Source organism: Polaromonas sp. P3_A5 (genome assembly GCF_056403055.1).
In genome coordinates this window covers 59,620-74,767 of sequence record NZ_JBFUGF010000005.1, presented here as the reverse complement: position 1 = coordinate 74,767, position 15,148 = coordinate 59,620, and the positions used below count along the sequence as shown (strand labels likewise).

The window sequence follows — 15,148 nt, the reverse complement described above, 5'->3', positions numbered from 1 at the left end:
TAGCGGTATGTCAGCGCGTGACGAAGTAACGACTACGAGTTATTCACCAGCAGGGGCCGCGGTCCGGCTTCGCCGGCCGCAAGGCGCGCGTCCCCTGCAAGGGGAGAGGAGGCTACACGAAGTGAGCCTCAACAGGGGTGCGCTAGCCTGCGCAATTGCGCATGCGCCGCATCTTCCAGATCCAGCGGCTGCTGCTGCTTGGCTTTTAAATAGCGGTTGGTAAACACATCCAGGTAAGCCTCCAGCGTTTGCGCCGCATGCGTTTCACCGGCCAGCTCCAGGCACAGGGCGGCCACTTCAGACGTGCAAAAGTGCGTGTCGCGCTGCGAACGGCGCAGCTTGTAGCGAGAGAGCTGCTCGCTCTGCAAACTCAGCACCGGCAAGTGGTTGAGGTAGGGGCTCTTGCGAAACATCTTGCGTGCCTCGGGCCATGTCGCGTCGAGCAGCACAAACAGTGGGCGTTTGGCATTCTGGCTATCTGATGAGCCGGCAGGCAACACATCCGCCACCACCCGCTCAGCCGCCACAAACTCGCCCGGAAACACCAGGTAGGGCTGCCACTGCGGATCCGCCAGCAGGGCCAGCAGCGCAGGGTCTACCTCGGTGCGCGCCCACTCAAACGCAAACGTGTCCGCCACCACATCGGCAATCAGCCAGCCTGTGTTGCTGGGTTTCAGCGCCTCGATGTCGGCCATGACCAGGCACACGCCCGCGCGCGTGGGCACGCTGGGGCGCAGGGCGCACATGCAGTGGCTGGGCATCAGGCGGCAACCGGCGCAGCGCACATTGCGCGGGCCGCCGCGGGCGAGGAAGGGTTTGGAGGCGCGCGCCAGACGCGCAGTGCGCAGCCGGGAAACTGCGTGAGCGGCTGGGGAGGTGGAAGTCATAGGCAGAGTATCGCCAAATCGCCCCAGGCCACTTCAACTCCAGCCTGCTTCAGCAGCATCAGGCCTTCTCAAGCTCCTGTTTCGCATGGGTTGCGCCCGGCCCGTTCGGTGCCAGCTCCAGGTAGTTGCGAAAAGCCTTCTTCGCCTTCTCGCCATCGCCCGCCCGCGCATGGGCGTCGCCCAGGTTCAGGTAGGCAACTGCACGCGACGGATCCATCTTTACAGTGTTCTCAAACCAGCGTGCCGCTTCCTTGAACTTGTCTTGCTTGAAATACACAAAACCCAGGTTGTTGGCGGCCAGTGCAAAGTCGGGGCGCAGCTTCAGCGCCTCGGTGAACTGGGCTTCGGCTTCGGCATACAGCTTTTCTTTATAGAGCTGCAGGCCGCGGTCATTGGCGCGCTGGGCCAGCTGCCGTGCCGAGCTGGGCACAGCCAGCGGCGTGGTGATTTTTTGTTCACCGCCCTGCAGGTCTTTCACCACCACGGTTGCCGTGGGTGGCGCCGTCACCGGCGCATCGCTGCCGGCAGTCGGCGGGGCAGCGGGCGGGCGCGTGGCGTCCAGCTTGCTGTTCAATGCAATCGCGTCGCCAGACAGCTGGCTCGTCTGCGCGCTCAAAAACTCGGCCTCTGCCGGCAGCGCAAATACAAAGTCGCCGCCTTCCGAGCCCGGCAGGCTGCCAAAGGCCGGCGTCTGCCGCGACACCGACGCCACGGCCGGCGCCACATACGCGGCCAGCTCGGTCGCGGTGATCAGGCCGTCGCCGTTCAGGTCGGCCTTGCCGCCCATCGCCTGCAGCAGCGTCCAGGTAAACACCGAATGCCCGTTCGGCCCGCCGTCGGCCACCAGCTGGTCGGCGCCCCCGGCCGTCAGCATCTGCCGGCCCAGGCGCTTGGCGTTGTCGCGCAAGAAGTTGCCAGAGCCCGCGCCGCGCGTCAGGCCCAGCCCGCTGTAGCAGGCGTCCATCACAAACAGCACATGCTTGGCCGTCAGGCTTTCGGCAATGTTCTGCAGCTCCGTCATCGGCACCGCGTCCGTCGCGATCTTGTTCGGGTCTGAATCTGCCGGAATGATGTAGCCCAAGTCGCGGCCCGAGCTCAGCTGCCGTGTGGCGCCGTGCCCGGCAAAGAACACAAACAGCCGGTCGTTTTTCTTCATGCCGCTGTGCGCCAGCTTGTCGTGAAAGGCGGCCAATATGCCGGTGCGTGTGGCCTCGCGGTTTTCCAGTGAAATCACGTGGTCGGCGACAAAGCCAAAGCGCTGGATCAATGTTTCGCGAATGGCACGCGCATCACGCACGGCGTACTGCAGCTTGGGCCAGCTGGCGTAGTCGTCAATGCCAATCACAATGGCCCACGAATCGCTGTAACCCGGGTTGGCCGCCTGCGGGGCGGGCGCCACGCCAGAGCCCTTGGCCACGGTAAAGCCGCTGCCGTCCCAGCTCGCAAACTGGTAGCCGTCGGCCACCAGGCGCTCCAGAATGGCCGGCAGCGCTTTCACCGTGCGCTCATGAATGTCATGAAACAGCACAATGCCGCGGCCTTCTTTTTCTACCGACTTCAGCACGCGTTCCACAATCGAGCTGGGCACCGGGTCGGCCCAGTCGAGCGAATCAATGTTCCACATGACAGAGCGCAGGTGTGCGGCAGACAGCACATCCAGCCCTTCGTCATTGCGCGCGCCATACGGAAAGCGAAAGAGCGGCGAGCGCCGTGCATCCACCGCTTTGAGCAATTCATCAGTGCCCAGCATTTCTGATTTGAGGCCCGCGCCATTGAGCTTTGAAAGCTGCGCATGCGTCATGCTGTGGTTGGCCAGCGTGTGGCCGGCTTCCAGCAGCTTGCGGCTGATGTCTGCGCGCGGCCCCAGCTTGGTTTTGCCATCAGCCGCCACCGTGCCCAGGTTGCTGCCCACCTGAAAGAAGATACCCGGCACGCTGTATTGCTTCAAGATGGCCGCAATTTCATTCGTGTAAACGCCGTGCGGGCCGTCGTCAAACGTCAGCACGATGGTCTTGGGCGGCAGGCTGTAGCCAAACACCTCGCCCTCTTCCTCGTCTTTGCTTTTGCGCGTGGTGGGCTTGGGTAGCGCGTAGGGCATCACCACGCCAAAGTCTTTCAAAATCTGCTCGCGCGTGTAGCGCTTCTTCAGGCTGGCAACATAGTCTTCCCAGCGCTCACGCTTCAGCTCAATCGCGCGCGGCTCAAAGCGGCCGAACACCAGGCGAATTTCTTTTTCGTAGTTGCGCTCAATTTCTACCAGCGCGTCCAGGTCTTCACCAATGCGCTTGTGCAGCTTGATGGCCGGCAGTGACGAATCAGCCGCCACACTCGTCTGCAGGCTGCGCAATAGCTCCCGAAAAGCCAGCCGGTCAGCGTCAAAAAGGTTTTTGTCGCTTTCCACATAGTCCAGGATTCCCGCAATCGCATCAAATCGCTGCGGGTTGCCGGAAGCCACCAGCGCCGCCAGCTGCGCCTCAATCTCAGCCACCCGCGCACGGTTGTCATGAAACAGCCCCTGCCCCACCTGGTTGGCCATGGCCCGCTCGCCCGCACCCAGCTTTTTCTCGTCGGCAAACAGCACGATGATTTTTCGATAGCTGGCCAGCAGGTCCTGCATGCCCGTCAGGATCTTGCTGGTGTCGAGTGGTGCTGCGGCCAAAGCCGTCGCAGGCGGTGGTGCGTCTTTCTTGCTATGGTCCGTGTCAAGGGTAATGACGATGGCGGTAGCCATTACCAGTAACAGGGTTCCTCCGGCTGCGGCGAGGGCGATCTTGGTTTTATTGTTCATGGGTTGTTTTTATTCGGCCCGGGGCTGGGCATTTTCTAAATCTACCATTTGGTGCGTTGTAGCTAGCCTGTGTTGCTGGTCTTGAGTGACTCAATGTCGATCATGACCAGGCACGCCGCATGTGTAGGCGCGGCCGGGCGCAAGGCTCACCCTAGTTGGAGATCAGTCGACAACTGGCGCAGCGCGCATTGCATGGACCGCCCACGGGCCAGAAAGGGTTTGGGCGCGCTAGGCGGCGGGAGACCGCGTGGTGGATGGGAGGATTAGAGACGCTTGAGGGGCTATTTCTGTGTGGCATTGCAATCGCCATTCATCATGTTGCATTCAGTACACCCTCGTTTACTTAGATGGATGACAACACTAATAGTTATTCCACCGGTGTGTGTCATTACTTCAAATGCGAGAGTATGCAAACGAATTTTTAATATAAATGTGTAGAAACTTCCCTTTGGAGTCCGAAGCCATCAATTGCTGATAAACAGCTTCCGGGACGTTGTAGTACTGGTATACACCACCCGTTTTAAATTCGATCTCCAAAGTCTCGGATGCCGTGTCGTAGCCAATCGAGACAATCGTGGATGAGCTCACCAATTCCTTTTCCATAACTTCAATCTCCTCTGGTTGTAGTTTTTCTCTGTTCGTATAAACGGCAGTCCACAAAGGATTTTGAGCACGCCATGCAGCTGCAAGCCTGCTGTAGTCTTCGTCGATATGCGCGCTTTTCCATCGGCGTGATACCGCAGGATCTTCGCTTTGAGGACGGTGTTCCTCATTTGGAAGTGCAATCCTGCACCTTAGAGGCAGTCTTGCTGCTTCGCCTGTAATGATTGCCTCTCCAGTTCTTAATACTGGGAGGCTCTCTACGATGCCAGCGAGATTGTCTGGTAGCGCTCCTTGAACTTTTGCTCGGTCAGCTGAATTCGAAAGTCTGAGCGCTATGAATGTTCCGCACTGAGACAAGATAGTTTCGTCAACCTCGGAGGGTCTTTGGCTCACGATCATTGCGCCGATTCCAAATTTTCGGCCTTCTTTGACAATTCGCTGCACGATGTCACGTGCAGGCCCTCCGCCCTCTTTTGAGAGGTATCTATGCGCTTCTTCCATAACGACAAGCATTGGGCGATGGATGCCGCCCTCGCTTTTTTCACGTCCCCAGAACAATCCTTCATAGATGATTTTTAGGATTGCTGCTATCAGTTGAGTCAGAACTGTGCTGGGAATACCAGACAAGTCCAAAATGGTTATTGGCTTGCCGTGACCGAGCCATGTGGCCATTAGGTCCGGCAAATCTTGCTTCGTATTTCCGTCTAGATCAGGCTCCCACGTGCCGGGATGAAGTAGAAAATCGTATCGCCTGTCAAGCAACCGCGAGCGCATCTGATCAAGTTGTCGCCGAATACTGAGAATGCCAATATTGTTCAAGAACGGCGCTGTTGATCCCAGCCCGTTTGGTTTGTACTTAGGTGGTTTCAGTGTTTCTGCGTCGCCGATCTCAATGAGCGCCGGCTTAGTTTTTGCGATGTCTTCCCACGTCTTTATTTCTGGGTCTAGTAACTCGGACCATAGTTTTTTAAGACTGTATGGAATGGGACTGTCTGCAGTCATCGAAGAAACATCTAATCCGGAAAAAGTCAACGTTTGAGCAAGTGAAGTTTTGTAATCAAGAACGCGATCGAGGATTTGGCTCATCGCTTTGTCTTCGACTTTACCCATCAGGAAAGTGAGTAAGTCCACCGGGTCCAAGGCCCAAAATGGAATATGTAGAGGTCGTTCTCCCTCGCTAGGGTTCACTCTAAAAACCGTCGCTGTAGATTTCAACGCGCGGCTATATTCGCCATGAATATCTAGGAGCAGAATGCTTGCGCTCGGAAATCCTAGATTCGTGTCGCTGCCGTCTCCAACAACTATTGAGCGCAGAAGGCTAGCAACTGTCGTGGATTTACCAGCGCCGGTAGAGCCAAGTACCGCGCTGTGGCGAGTAACCAGTTTGTCTAGATCAACGCGGACAGCTATCCCCTCCGCATTTGCCAGCCGTCCAATGGCTACTTGACCGGCGTCACCCGAGCCATATATGACCGCTAAATCTTGCTCGGTGACTAAATGGACTTCGTCATTAACGCTGGGATACTGACTAATCCCTCGCTCAAAAGAAGCACCAACTACTTCTCCAACAAGCTGGATAGTCATCCATCTTTCCCCACGGTCGTCAAAGCGCCGTTGAGCTTCAGGTGTGGCATTTGCTCCCACTTCCGAGACAATCCCGTATAGATCGTGATATCCCTGAGGAATTCTCACAAAGCTGCCCACTTGACCTATGCGATAGGTTTTTCCTCCGATGATGGCTATACCCGAGGCAACATTCGGCGATTGCCGAACGCTAATGGTTGCTCCGGTTACAGATCCAACTTGACCAAGCAGTGTGGGTGTTTCAGTCACGCAAGGCCTTCCGATGCATGTGGCGCCGTTGTTGTGGACGACATGGGAAACTGTTGATCCGCCTTGGAAGATGCAAAGAATTTGGAAAGACGGTCAAATCGTCCGAGTTGAAATTGAGCGCCGCCGCCAGTTTCATCGGTGCCCCAATACGTGGCTCGAATCGGCCCCCAGTCTCGCGTTGGCGGGTCTCCTGGAACCCAGGGCGCAACGATGCCATTGATCATCGCTTTATCTGGCGAATACAGACTCATGTTGGCACGCCGACTTGCAATATCTTTGGCATGAATTTCCTCATCCAATGGCTTGAACTGAAAAGCGAAAACACTGGTTGAAGGATTTGCTGCAAGACACTCATCAATGCGGGCTGAGATGTGCGCGTCTGCAAAGGAAAAGCCTGTGGCAATTAAAAGCGTATCGGGCGTCATCAGAAACCCCCTTAGACGATCAAATAACGCCGCATAAGGTGCTTTTTGTGTTTGGTCGTACTTCAAATGCTCGGGGAATACGAGATGAGTTGCAGATGCATCCCCGGTTCGAATTACTTCCCCTCGACTGTTGGCCGACCAACCTAGAGAGCCATGAAGTTTCCACAGTCGCGTCCAACGCGGCGGAAGGTCATTGCTTGCCACCGATGAAGGGTCGAAGAATGGCTTATTTGCACCTGTAAAACCGTCGAAGTAAGGAACTCGAGTTCTCTCAAGTGCTTGCTCAAATAAAAGGTCGTAATTGGTTGTGAAAATTTCGATCGGGTAGTCTCGGCTTGTTCCGCTAATCCATGTAACGAACTCCGTGTAAGCGGAAGTCCCTTCGAATAGCGGCTGGCTAACGACCTTGCCTATTATTTTGCAAATGGCTTCACTCAATAAGCGGTAGCCGTCGCCGTCTAGGCCGTGAATTTGTGTTTTCCCGATCACACTCGCTAGGCTACGGACACGGGACAAAATTGTTTCGATATTTGCTCCTGCTATTTCTTTCTGAATAGCGTTTAGCTGGACACCATATTCATTCTGAAGATCGGCGAGTACCAAGGTTGTTAGTCCTGCTACTGCAGGAATAAGTGGACCACTTGCTCCCGGTGCAAATATGCCGGCTGGAGCTCCGGCTCCGACCAGTAGCCCAATACGTTTTCGGCCTTGCGCAATGATCTGCCGAAGCCCCGACATGTACTGATCGGGATTGTGGACGGTGACGGTCATCGGGCACTTTCTAGTTTCAGTTTTGTTGACATAGTTTTCGTTCTCACTTGTTGGTTGATTGGCATCAACATCAGTCCTCGTAGGGAGAAGCGGCTGATTGCTGAGGCACTAACAATTTGTGACATTCATCATGAACCTGAAGCCAATGCGTCGCTAGGCTGTTTCCGCGGTCAAAGCGCTAGGACGTATCAATTTCATGTGTGAATATTCACCAAAACTCCGCTGCGGTACGAGTTCTCCGCTTTCCCCCTCCTCCCTTGTCCTACGCGGCTACCCACGCATCGGGCTTACCTTGATCTTTTAAGGAGAGACAAGATGAGCAAACAGCAGCAAGACTTCAAAACCTTGATGAAAGAGCGGCAGCACGTCGCAGCCGCGTATGTCAGTGGTGACGCGGCGCCGCTGGGGCGTGTTGTGGCGCAGGAGTCACCGGCCACCTTTATGAGCCCGGGCGGCGGGGTGGTGCGGGGCACGCAGGAAGTGTGGTCGCGCTACCAGCAGGATGCCGGTCGATTTGAGGCGGGCAGTACGACCCAGCTGGAGATTCTTGATATGGCGGCGGGCGACACCGTCGCTTTCTGGACGGGCATTCAAAAAGCGCAGGCCCGCATGAAGGGTGAGCCGGAGCCCGTGGCGAACAAGCTGCGTGTGACCGAGGTGTTCAGGCGCGAAGGTGATGCCTGGAAGCTGGTGCACAGGCATGCGGACCCACTGGTTGAAGTTGCCAAGCGCCCAGGTTAGTGCTGGAGTTTCTTTTTCTTCCTTTGAAACCTGAATGATCCTGGCCCGTGGTCGGGATGGCCATTGCTGTCTGCAGCAAATGGCACGGCATGCAACACTTGCGCTTTGCCGTTGAACTTTGGCTGCGATGAAACGGCAAGAGACCAACGTGCATCAACAGCCGTCAATCAAACAGACAAGCCAAGGAAATCCATGCCCACGCCCGAAACCGTTGAACGCTTTGTTGCCCGCGTTGAACAAAACGCGCACACCGAAGCGATTGAAGAGTTTTATACGCCCGACGCCACCATGCAAGAGAACCAGCAGCCGCCGCGCCGTGGGCGCGACAAGCTGGTGGAGGGTGAGGCGAAAGTGATGGCGCGGGTGAAGTCGGTCACGTCAACCTGCGTGCGGCCGGTGTTTATCAGCGGTGACAAGGTCGTCATTCGCTGGGTGTTCAATTTTGTGTGGGCCGACGGCAGCACCATGCGCATGGAAGAGCTGGCTTACCAGCGCTGGGAAGGCGAGCGCATTGCCGAGGAAACGTTTTTCTACGACCCGGCGCAGCGCACGCCGGTGCCGGCCAGGTAAGCAGGCCGGCCCGGCCGTGCGGGGGTGCGATCAAGCGGCCTTGATTTCGATGCGTCGGGGTTGTGCGTGCTGCGCCTTGGGTATGCGCAGCTTCAGCACGCCGTTCGCCAGCTCGGCGCTGACTTTCTCGGTGTCGAGCTCCTTGCTGAGCGTGAACACGCGGTGAAAGCGGCCCAGCCCCACTTCGGTGTGGGTTGACTGCAAACCTTCGGGCGCGGACAGGGCTGACTCGGCATCAATCGTCAGCGTGTCGGCTTCTACCTGCAGGTGCAGCTTGTCGCGCGGCACGCCGGGCAGGTCGGCATACAGGGTGATGCCGGTGCTGTCTTCAATGACATCGACGGGCGGCGTCAGTGCGCCGTTCGCGTAGCGCGATGTGTCTTTCTGCGCCACTTCGTTTGCTTGCCCGGTTTGCATGCTGCGGCCGGTGGTGCCTGCGTTGCCGTTGCTGCGTGCGGCGCCGTTGTTGTTGCTATTGCTGCTGCCGCCGGTTTGGTTGTTCGCGTAGTTCATGGTTTGCCTCCTTTCACTGGATGGTGATGCGGCGCGGCTGGGCCGATGCGCGCCGCTGGATGGTGATGTGGACCAGGCCGTCCTTGAAGCTGGCGTTCACGGCGTCGGGATCGGCGTCGTCGGGCAGGGTGAGCACGCGGCGGAAGCTGCCGGCAAAGCGCTCATTGATGTGCAGCGTCGATTGCGCGCCCCCTTCAGGCAGTTCAGTCTTGCGCTCGCCGGCAATGGTGAGCAGGCCGCGCTCCAGGCTGACGTCGAGTGACTTCGGGTCAATGCCCGGGGCAAAGGCATACACCTCTACGGTTTGCGGCGTGCCGCCAATGTTCAGGGCGGGAAAGCTGCTGCGGCCAAAGCCGCGAATGCTGGGAGACAGATCGAAGGCCTGCTGCACGTCGCGCTGCAGGCGATCGAGTTCGGCGAACATGTCGCGCGGAAATAACGATCGGTACATGGCGAAAACCTCCATACGGGTTGAACATCAGTGCGCCGGAAAGCCGCCAAAAAAAAGCGATTCCCGGCGCCCGGGAAGAGGATGTAGGAATTGCCAAAAAAATTTCAAGAGGGAATTTGCGCGCGTCAACTGCAGGCGCAGCGGGCCTGCAAAAGGGCGGCCCAGGCAGCGGCGCGGCGGTCAGGTTTAAAACTTTTTTCGCAAGGCACCCACGCGTGAGCCGCACAGCACAACGCCCCGGTGCACGTGAATGCACCGGGGCGTCTGGCTGGCGTTTTTACGGCCTGCTCAGCGCTTGGCGATCAGGCGGTAGCCCAGCAGCAGCACGATGGAGCCGAGCACGGCGGCGATGAAGCCGGCCGTTTCGCCCTGCTGGTACCAGCCCATGGCCGCGCCCAGGTAGGTGGCAAGGAAGGAGCCCGCAATACCGATGAGCACGGTAATGATGAAGCCGCCAGGGTCGCGGCCGGGCATCAGGAACTTGGCGACAAAGCCGATGATGAAGCCGATGATGATGGTCCAGATAATCGACATAGCGTCTTTCTAAAAAAATGAGGAAACCCGGGGCGCGGGCAACAGCCCGCGATGAGTAGCTTACTTGGCCGGCACCACAGCCTTGGCCATTTCCAGATGGGCTTCCACCTTGGGCAGCATCTTGCCGGCCAGCGCCTTCAGGTCGGCGTCTTTGGCGTCCTTCTGGATCTTGTTCAGCAGCTTGATGGTGGCTTCATGGTCGCCCACGCCGGCGCGCTTGGCGTATTCCGTATCAAACAGGTTGCCCGACAAGGCCTTGAGTGCGGTGGCTTTGGTTTTGGCCATCACGCCGGGGCCGTCGGGCAAGGTCGCGCCTTTGGCGCGGGCCAGTGCCTGCACTTCGGCCAGCGCGCTGTTGTGGTCTTCAATCATTTGCTGCGCAAATTTTTTGATCTCGGCGTTCTGTGATTTTTCCAGCGCCATCTTGCCGCTTTCGATCTCGGCAATGTTGGCCTGTGCCAGGTCGTCCAGCATGCCCTTGTCGGCACGGGCCAGCTTGCCGGCGTCGGCCGCTGTTGACGTGCCTGCGGTGGTGCTGGTCTGGGCCGTGGCGGGCAGGGCAGCCAGTGCCAGGGCAGAAGCGGCCACGCAGGCCAGCGCCACGCTGCTGAGTTTGAATCTGGATTGGTGCAATCGGTTCAACATGAGGGCCTCCTTTGAAGGGGTGGTTGTTGATTGGTTGATTCGGTATGGAGGAACAGACGCCGCGAAGATAGGAATTAGCAAGCCAGCAAGCCAGCAAGCCGCGGCAGATAGCGTTGTACTTTCGCTGCTGTAGCGGCCATGCGTTGCAGGAGGCCGGGCAGGCTCTGTGTAGGAATTTGCTTGCGCGTGGTGTCCGGTTGCTGCGCACGGGCGCCGGCCTTTTGTTCAACAAATGCTGCGTGGTGCGATACGATGGCCATCTGGACAATTTGTCTGAAATTTGAATCGCCTGACTCGCCGGAGGCCGCGCACCATGAAAAAACCTAGCAACACGCCCAGCAACAAGCATTTGCTCGCCGAGCTGAAAAACATTGCCGAAGGCCTGGGCAAAACGTTTGCGCCGTTTTGCGAAGTGGTGGTGCATGACCTGACGCACCCGAAGAACGCGATCCTGGCGATTGAGAACAACCTGAGCGGCCGACGCCTGGGCCAGCCCGCCACCGAGCTGGGCCTGGCGCGCATCCAGGACCCGGACTACCCCGCGGTGATTGCCAACTACGCCAACCAGTTTGCCGACGGCCGCAAGGTCAAGAGCACGTCGGTGGGCATTCGCAACGAAGAAGGTGAATACGTGGCGGCGATCTGCCTGAACGTGGACCTGACGCTGTTCAACGGCTTCCAGGCGGCGATGTCGCAGTTCACCGCGATTGAAAGCAGCGCCGTCACCGAAACGCTGGACGCCGCCAATGCCGACCGCATTCAGCAGTGCATTGACGAATTTGCCGCAGCCCGCGCCACGACATCACGCTCGCTCAAGCCCGCAGACCGCAAGCAGCTGGTGCAAGACCTCAAGAAGGCGGGCTACCTGGAGATTCGCCGCGGCGCCGAGATTGCCGCCGCGCACATGGGCGTTTCGCGCGCCACGGTGTACAGCGACGCGAAGTAAGTAAAAAGTAAAGCAGGGAAGGTGGGCGGGGTGTCTGGGAAATCAGACATTGTGTCCGGCTGAAAGGGGCTCGTACCCTTGGTTTTTGGGGAAGAAACCAGGTGCTGCTATATAGTCATCAACGACTATATGGCCACGAGATGCACCTGCGCCTGGAAAACAGCCGCAAGTGAGCCGAAAAAATTGTTACCGAGGAGTGAGGGAACCATGACAGACAACACCACGCCACCCGAGGGCGGATCCGGCTTTTTTGGAAAACTCCGGGACGTCTTGTTTGAGCCTGAACCCACGCCCGGCGCGCCTGCCTCTGCGGACAAATCGGCCATCACGGCACCAGCTCCCTTGCCATCGGCCGCTGCCAATGTGGCGGCTGCCAAAGCCAAAAACCCGATGGTGGACCGCATGATGGAAGTCGTGATGGAAAAAACCACGGCCTATACGGCGCTGGTAGAGGCCGTCACGCCGCTGGAGGCCTTCATTCCTGACGAGGCGTCGCGCTACAAGGCCGCATTCGGCATTGTGGGCAAGACGAGGACGGTGGACCAGATCGTCCAGTCCATCGACATGCAGCATCTTCCCGCGCTTGAAGCGGAATCCCAGCGCTTTCACGGCCAGGCGAAAAACCAGCAGGACCTGCAGATCAATGCGCGAATCCGGGAGATAGATTCCCTGCGTGCTTCGGTCGCCAAGGTGGACGAAGAGCGCGCACGCCTGCAGGAAAGGCTGGGGCAGATCCAGCAGGAAGTGGAGACCGCCCACAAAAAAATCGCCGGGTTCGAAAGAGAAATTGCGGCCAAGCGCGCGGAGATCGTTGAAGTCAACATCCGGTTTGAAAGCGCTCTGGCCGTGGTCAAGGCCCAGCTGGTGGAAGCCAGGGCAAAAGTCGTGCGCTACCTCGGCGCCTGAAGCGCTGAACATTCCCGATCCGTATACGCAGAATCAAAGGACAGAACTGTGAACCTCATTCCACAGAATTTCAAACCCAAATCGTTCTGGGAGCGCCCGGAAGGCGTGACCGGCCAGATCGTTGGCGTCAGCCTGATCGCCGGCGCCGGTTTCCTGCTTTACAAGGCTCTGCCCTACATCATCACGCTGCTGCAAAACACCATCTATGCCGCATTGCTGGGCGTTGTGGTGGTGGTGCTCGGCTTCATCATTACCGACAAGCGTTTTTGGCGCCTCGGCAAGTACATGTACATGAGCCTGATGCGCAAGATCACGCAAGTGTTCGTGGAAATCGATCCCATCGGCATCATGAAAAATTATGTGGAAGAGCTGCAGGACAAGCTCGCCAACATGAACACCCGCATCGCCAAGCTTTCCGGGATGATTCGCCAGTGCAAGGAAGAGATCGCCAACAACAACAAGTCGCGCGACGGATCCCTGCGGCTGATGAGCGAGGCGAAAAAGCAGAACAAGACGATGGACGCGGCGCTGGCTTCGCGTGAAGTGGGGCGCATGAACGACGCCAACCTGACCTACCAGGACCTGCTGGCCAAACTGGAACTGCTGTACCGCGTGCTCGCCAAGTACCAGGAGGTGTCGAACTTCCTCATCAAGGACATGCAAAGCGAGATCAAGGTCAAGGAGCGCAAGAAGGAAATGATGGACAACGCCCATTCGGCCATCAAGTCTGCGCAGGCCATCATCAACGGCGACCCCGACACGCGCGCCATGTTCGACATGGCCAACGAATACCTGGCGGCCGACTATGCAATGAAGATCGGCGAGATCGAGGATTTCGCCCGCATGTCCGATAGCTTCATGCGCTCCGTTGATCTGCAAAATGGTGTGTACGAAGGCGATGCGATGCAGATGCTGGCCGAGTGGGAAAAAAATGCCGAGTCGCTGGTGCTGGGCGATTCAAAGCGCCTCCTGATCGAGAACAACCCGTCGCCCGGCCTGCCGGTGAATATCGTCAACAGCCCGCAGGGCGTACCCGTGGAAGCGCGCGCCGACGGGGTGGACTGGTTCCAGAAAAACGCAGCAGACAAAAAATAAGCTTCAACAAGACTTCCGAAACCAGAAAACGCAAAGCGGACTAAAGCCATGGCCCTCAAACCTATTCCCCGATTGATCCTGATTGTTGCCGTCGTCGGCGGCGCCGTGTATGGCGGCATGAAATACCTCGATTCGCGCGCCCCTGCCAACATGAGCGGCAACCCCGGCGCAGGGGCCAATCCGGCCCCGCCCGCCGACGCGCCCGTGCCCAAGGCGGCGGCTGTCGCTCCGGCCGCGGGCGGCGGGGCAACCTTCCAGAGCATCGTGGACAAGGGCACTGTGCGCGTCAGCGTGCAGTCGCCGGCCAAGCCCTTTTATTACGTTGAAAACGGCAAGCCGCAGGGGTTTAACTACGAATTCCTGAAGGTGCTTTTCGCCCAAAGCGAGTTCACGCCCAAGGGCGGGCAAATCAACATCGACACCGACCATATCGTGGACACCTACCCCGATGTGCCGGCTGCGCTGCTCAAGAACGACAACCGGGGCAATTCAACGGTGGACATTGCCATCGACGGCCTCACCTTTACGGATGAAGACCTGCCCGGCGTGGTGTATTCCATTCCGTATGTCGAAGACTTCGGCTACGCCCTCATTACACCGAAGGTGTCCTCTATCCGGAGCGTTGAAGACCTCAACGGCCTGACCGTCGGCATCCTCAAGGGCGACCCCGACGTCAAGGCGTATGTGTCGCGCCAGTTCCCGAAGGCGCGTCTGATCGAGCTGAGCGACGAATCTGTCAATGGCGAGCGCAACTGGATCAACAACTTCATCAAAAAGGGCCAGGTAGATGCGGTGATTTACGACTACCCCTTCGGAGTGGCCGAAATCCGCGGGACGGACCTGCAGTTCGCGGTGTCCAAGCTCCCGGGTTCCAACATCAAGTACAAGATAGGTGTGCGCAAGGCAGACAGCCAGCTGCTTGAAAACATCAACATCGCCATTCGCAAGGCCAAAGTGCTGCCCGAGTACGGCGAACTGGTGAAGAAATACTTCACGAGCACCAATCTGGCCAAGGTCAAGAACGCCGACAAGACCGAAACGGTCTATGTGGTGAAAGCGGGCGACACACTCTCGAAAATCGCCGCCGCCACGTTGGGAAGCAACATGCGCTTTGGCGAGATTGAGTCGCGCAACAACCTGCCCAACCCGAACCTGATTCACGTCGGCCAGAAGCTGGTGATTCCCAAGGGCTGAAGCACACGTTGAATCCCAATGCTGCAACCGGTATGGCTTGTGGCTGAATCGCGGCGCATGGCGCCGCTTTTTTTTGGCCATACGCTTTTCGCTGCGTCTATCCGCTGTGGCAGCGGGGGCGACCAAGCCTTTGAGGCGGTCCGGGGCCAACGCGAGGTTGAGGCAAAACCCTTACAAGAAAAACCTTACAAATCCGACAATCCAAAACGCCCATACAGACGGCATTGCGCTGATGATGTTGTACGA

General features: G+C 58.0%; 14 protein-coding genes. 6 read left to right on the top strand and 8 right to left on the bottom strand.

Annotated features, from left to right (window positions below):
• Window positions 1–128: 128 nt before the first annotated feature.
• The 4 genes from AC1DU8_RS22495 to AC1DU8_RS22480 all read right to left on the bottom strand — a co-directional run bounded on the left by AC1DU8_RS22495 (window position 129) and on the right by AC1DU8_RS22480 (window position 7,307).
• A complete protein-coding gene (locus tag AC1DU8_RS22495) occupies window positions 129–887 on the bottom strand; it encodes a tRNA-uridine aminocarboxypropyltransferase (protein WP_477727267.1) in 759 nt (252 codons plus the stop codon).
• A 58-nt stretch (window positions 888–945) separates the two neighbouring features.
• On the bottom strand, window positions 946–3,675 hold the full coding sequence (locus tag AC1DU8_RS22490; RefSeq protein WP_477727266.1) for a polysaccharide deacetylase family protein: 2,730 nt from the start codon (window positions 3,673–3,675) through the stop codon (window positions 946–948).
• Window positions 3,676–4,068: 393 nt separating this feature from the next.
• Complete coding sequence (locus AC1DU8_RS22485; RefSeq protein WP_477727265.1) at window positions 4,069–6,111, bottom strand: helicase HerA-like domain-containing protein; 2,043 nt, start codon at window positions 6,109–6,111, stop codon at window positions 4,069–4,071.
• Entirely contained in the window at window positions 6,108–7,307 is a 1,200-nt protein-coding gene (locus tag AC1DU8_RS22480; RefSeq protein WP_477727264.1) for an SIR2 family NAD-dependent protein deacylase, read from the bottom strand. Before AC1DU8_RS22480 ends, AC1DU8_RS22485 begins: the two co-directional genes overlap by 4 nt.
• Window positions 7,308–7,622: 315 nt before the next feature.
• On the opposite strand from AC1DU8_RS22480, the gene AC1DU8_RS22475 reads away from it, so the two are divergent.
• Together AC1DU8_RS22475 and AC1DU8_RS22470 are read left to right on the top strand one after the other, a co-directional pair.
• Window positions 7,623–8,048, top strand: a complete 426-nt coding sequence (locus AC1DU8_RS22475; RefSeq protein ID WP_477727263.1) for a YybH family protein — start codon at window positions 7,623–7,625, stop codon at window positions 8,046–8,048.
• Between the two features lie 192 nt (window positions 8,049–8,240).
• Window positions 8,241–8,618, top strand: a complete 378-nt coding sequence (locus AC1DU8_RS22470) for a nuclear transport factor 2 family protein (RefSeq protein ID WP_477727262.1) — start codon at window positions 8,241–8,243, stop codon at window positions 8,616–8,618.
• 30 nt (window positions 8,619–8,648) lie between these two features.
• On the opposite strand, the gene AC1DU8_RS22465 is transcribed toward AC1DU8_RS22470, so the two are convergent.
• The 4 genes from AC1DU8_RS22465 to AC1DU8_RS22450 all read right to left on the bottom strand — a co-directional run bounded on the left by AC1DU8_RS22465 (window position 8,649) and on the right by AC1DU8_RS22450 (window position 10,761).
• Window positions 8,649–9,035: an Hsp20/alpha crystallin family protein gene (locus AC1DU8_RS22465; protein ID WP_477670746.1), complete on the bottom strand. Its 387-nt coding sequence runs from the start codon at window positions 9,033–9,035 to the stop codon at window positions 8,649–8,651.
• Window positions 9,036–9,144: 109 nt separating this feature from the next.
• On the bottom strand, window positions 9,145–9,582 hold the full coding sequence (locus AC1DU8_RS22460; protein ID WP_477727261.1) for an Hsp20/alpha crystallin family protein: 438 nt from the start codon (window positions 9,580–9,582) through the stop codon (window positions 9,145–9,147).
• Window positions 9,583–9,870: 288 nt separating this feature from the next.
• Entirely contained in the window at window positions 9,871–10,116 is a 246-nt protein-coding gene (locus AC1DU8_RS22455; RefSeq protein ID WP_457282025.1) for a GlsB/YeaQ/YmgE family stress response membrane protein, read from the bottom strand.
• Window positions 10,117–10,176: 60 nt separating this feature from the next.
• On the bottom strand, window positions 10,177–10,761 hold the full coding sequence (locus AC1DU8_RS22450) for a DUF4142 domain-containing protein (protein WP_477727260.1): 585 nt from the start codon (window positions 10,759–10,761) through the stop codon (window positions 10,177–10,179).
• A gap of 313 nt (window positions 10,762–11,074) precedes the next feature.
• Between AC1DU8_RS22450 and AC1DU8_RS22445 the strand changes: the two genes are divergently transcribed.
• The 4 genes from AC1DU8_RS22445 (at window position 11,075) to AC1DU8_RS22430 (ending at window position 14,902) form a co-directional block, all read left to right on the top strand.
• Window positions 11,075–11,707: a helix-turn-helix transcriptional regulator gene (locus tag AC1DU8_RS22445; RefSeq protein ID WP_477648756.1), complete on the top strand. Its 633-nt coding sequence runs from the start codon at window positions 11,075–11,077 to the stop codon at window positions 11,705–11,707.
• 207 nt (window positions 11,708–11,914) lie between these two features.
• Entirely contained in the window at window positions 11,915–12,613 is a 699-nt protein-coding gene (locus tag AC1DU8_RS22440; RefSeq protein WP_477673381.1) for a zinc ribbon domain-containing protein, read from the top strand.
• A gap of 48 nt (window positions 12,614–12,661) precedes the next feature.
• Complete coding sequence (locus AC1DU8_RS22435; RefSeq protein ID WP_477727259.1) at window positions 12,662–13,708, top strand: hypothetical protein; 1,047 nt, start codon at window positions 12,662–12,664, stop codon at window positions 13,706–13,708.
• Window positions 13,709–13,756: 48 nt separating this feature from the next.
• Window positions 13,757–14,902 carry a transporter substrate-binding and LysM peptidoglycan-binding domain-containing protein gene (locus AC1DU8_RS22430; RefSeq protein ID WP_477727258.1) on the top strand — a complete coding sequence of 382 codons (1,146 nt, stop codon included), beginning with the start codon at window positions 13,757–13,759 and terminating at the stop codon, window positions 14,900–14,902.
• The last annotated feature ends 246 nt before the right edge of the window (window positions 14,903–15,148 follow it).

Excerpts from the sequence above, each read along its gene's own strand:
- AC1DU8_RS22460 (WP_477727261.1), bottom strand. The coding sequence starts at position 9,582 with ATGTACCGATCGTTATTTCCGCGCGACATGTTCGCCGAACTCGATCGC.
- AC1DU8_RS22455 (WP_457282025.1), bottom strand. The coding sequence starts at position 10,116 with ATGTCGATTATCTGGACCATCATCATCGGCTTCATCATCGGCTTTGTC.
- AC1DU8_RS22450 (WP_477727260.1), bottom strand. The coding sequence starts at position 10,761 with ATGTTGAACCGATTGCACCAATCCAGATTCAAACTCAGCAGCGTGGCG.
- AC1DU8_RS22470 (WP_477727262.1), top strand. The coding sequence starts at position 8,241 with ATGCCCACGCCCGAAACCGTTGAACGCTTTGTTGCCCGCGTTGAACAA.
- AC1DU8_RS22445 (WP_477648756.1), top strand. The coding sequence starts at position 11,075 with ATGAAAAAACCTAGCAACACGCCCAGCAACAAGCATTTGCTCGCCGAG.
- AC1DU8_RS22495 (WP_477727267.1), bottom strand. The coding sequence starts at position 887 with ATGACTTCCACCTCCCCAGCCGCTCACGCAGTTTCCCGGCTGCGCACT.
- AC1DU8_RS22465 (WP_477670746.1), bottom strand. The coding sequence starts at position 9,035 with ATGCAAACCGGGCAAGCAAACGAAGTGGCGCAGAAAGACACATCGCGC.
- AC1DU8_RS22440 (WP_477673381.1), top strand. The coding sequence starts at position 11,915 with ATGACAGACAACACCACGCCACCCGAGGGCGGATCCGGCTTTTTTGGA.
- AC1DU8_RS22490 (WP_477727266.1), bottom strand. The coding sequence starts at position 3,675 with ATGAACAATAAAACCAAGATCGCCCTCGCCGCAGCCGGAGGAACCCTG.
- AC1DU8_RS22430 (WP_477727258.1), top strand. The coding sequence starts at position 13,757 with ATGGCCCTCAAACCTATTCCCCGATTGATCCTGATTGTTGCCGTCGTC.
- AC1DU8_RS22475 (WP_477727263.1), top strand. The coding sequence starts at position 7,623 with ATGAGCAAACAGCAGCAAGACTTCAAAACCTTGATGAAAGAGCGGCAG.
- AC1DU8_RS22480 (WP_477727264.1), bottom strand. The coding sequence starts at position 7,307 with ATGACCGTCACCGTCCACAATCCCGATCAGTACATGTCGGGGCTTCGG.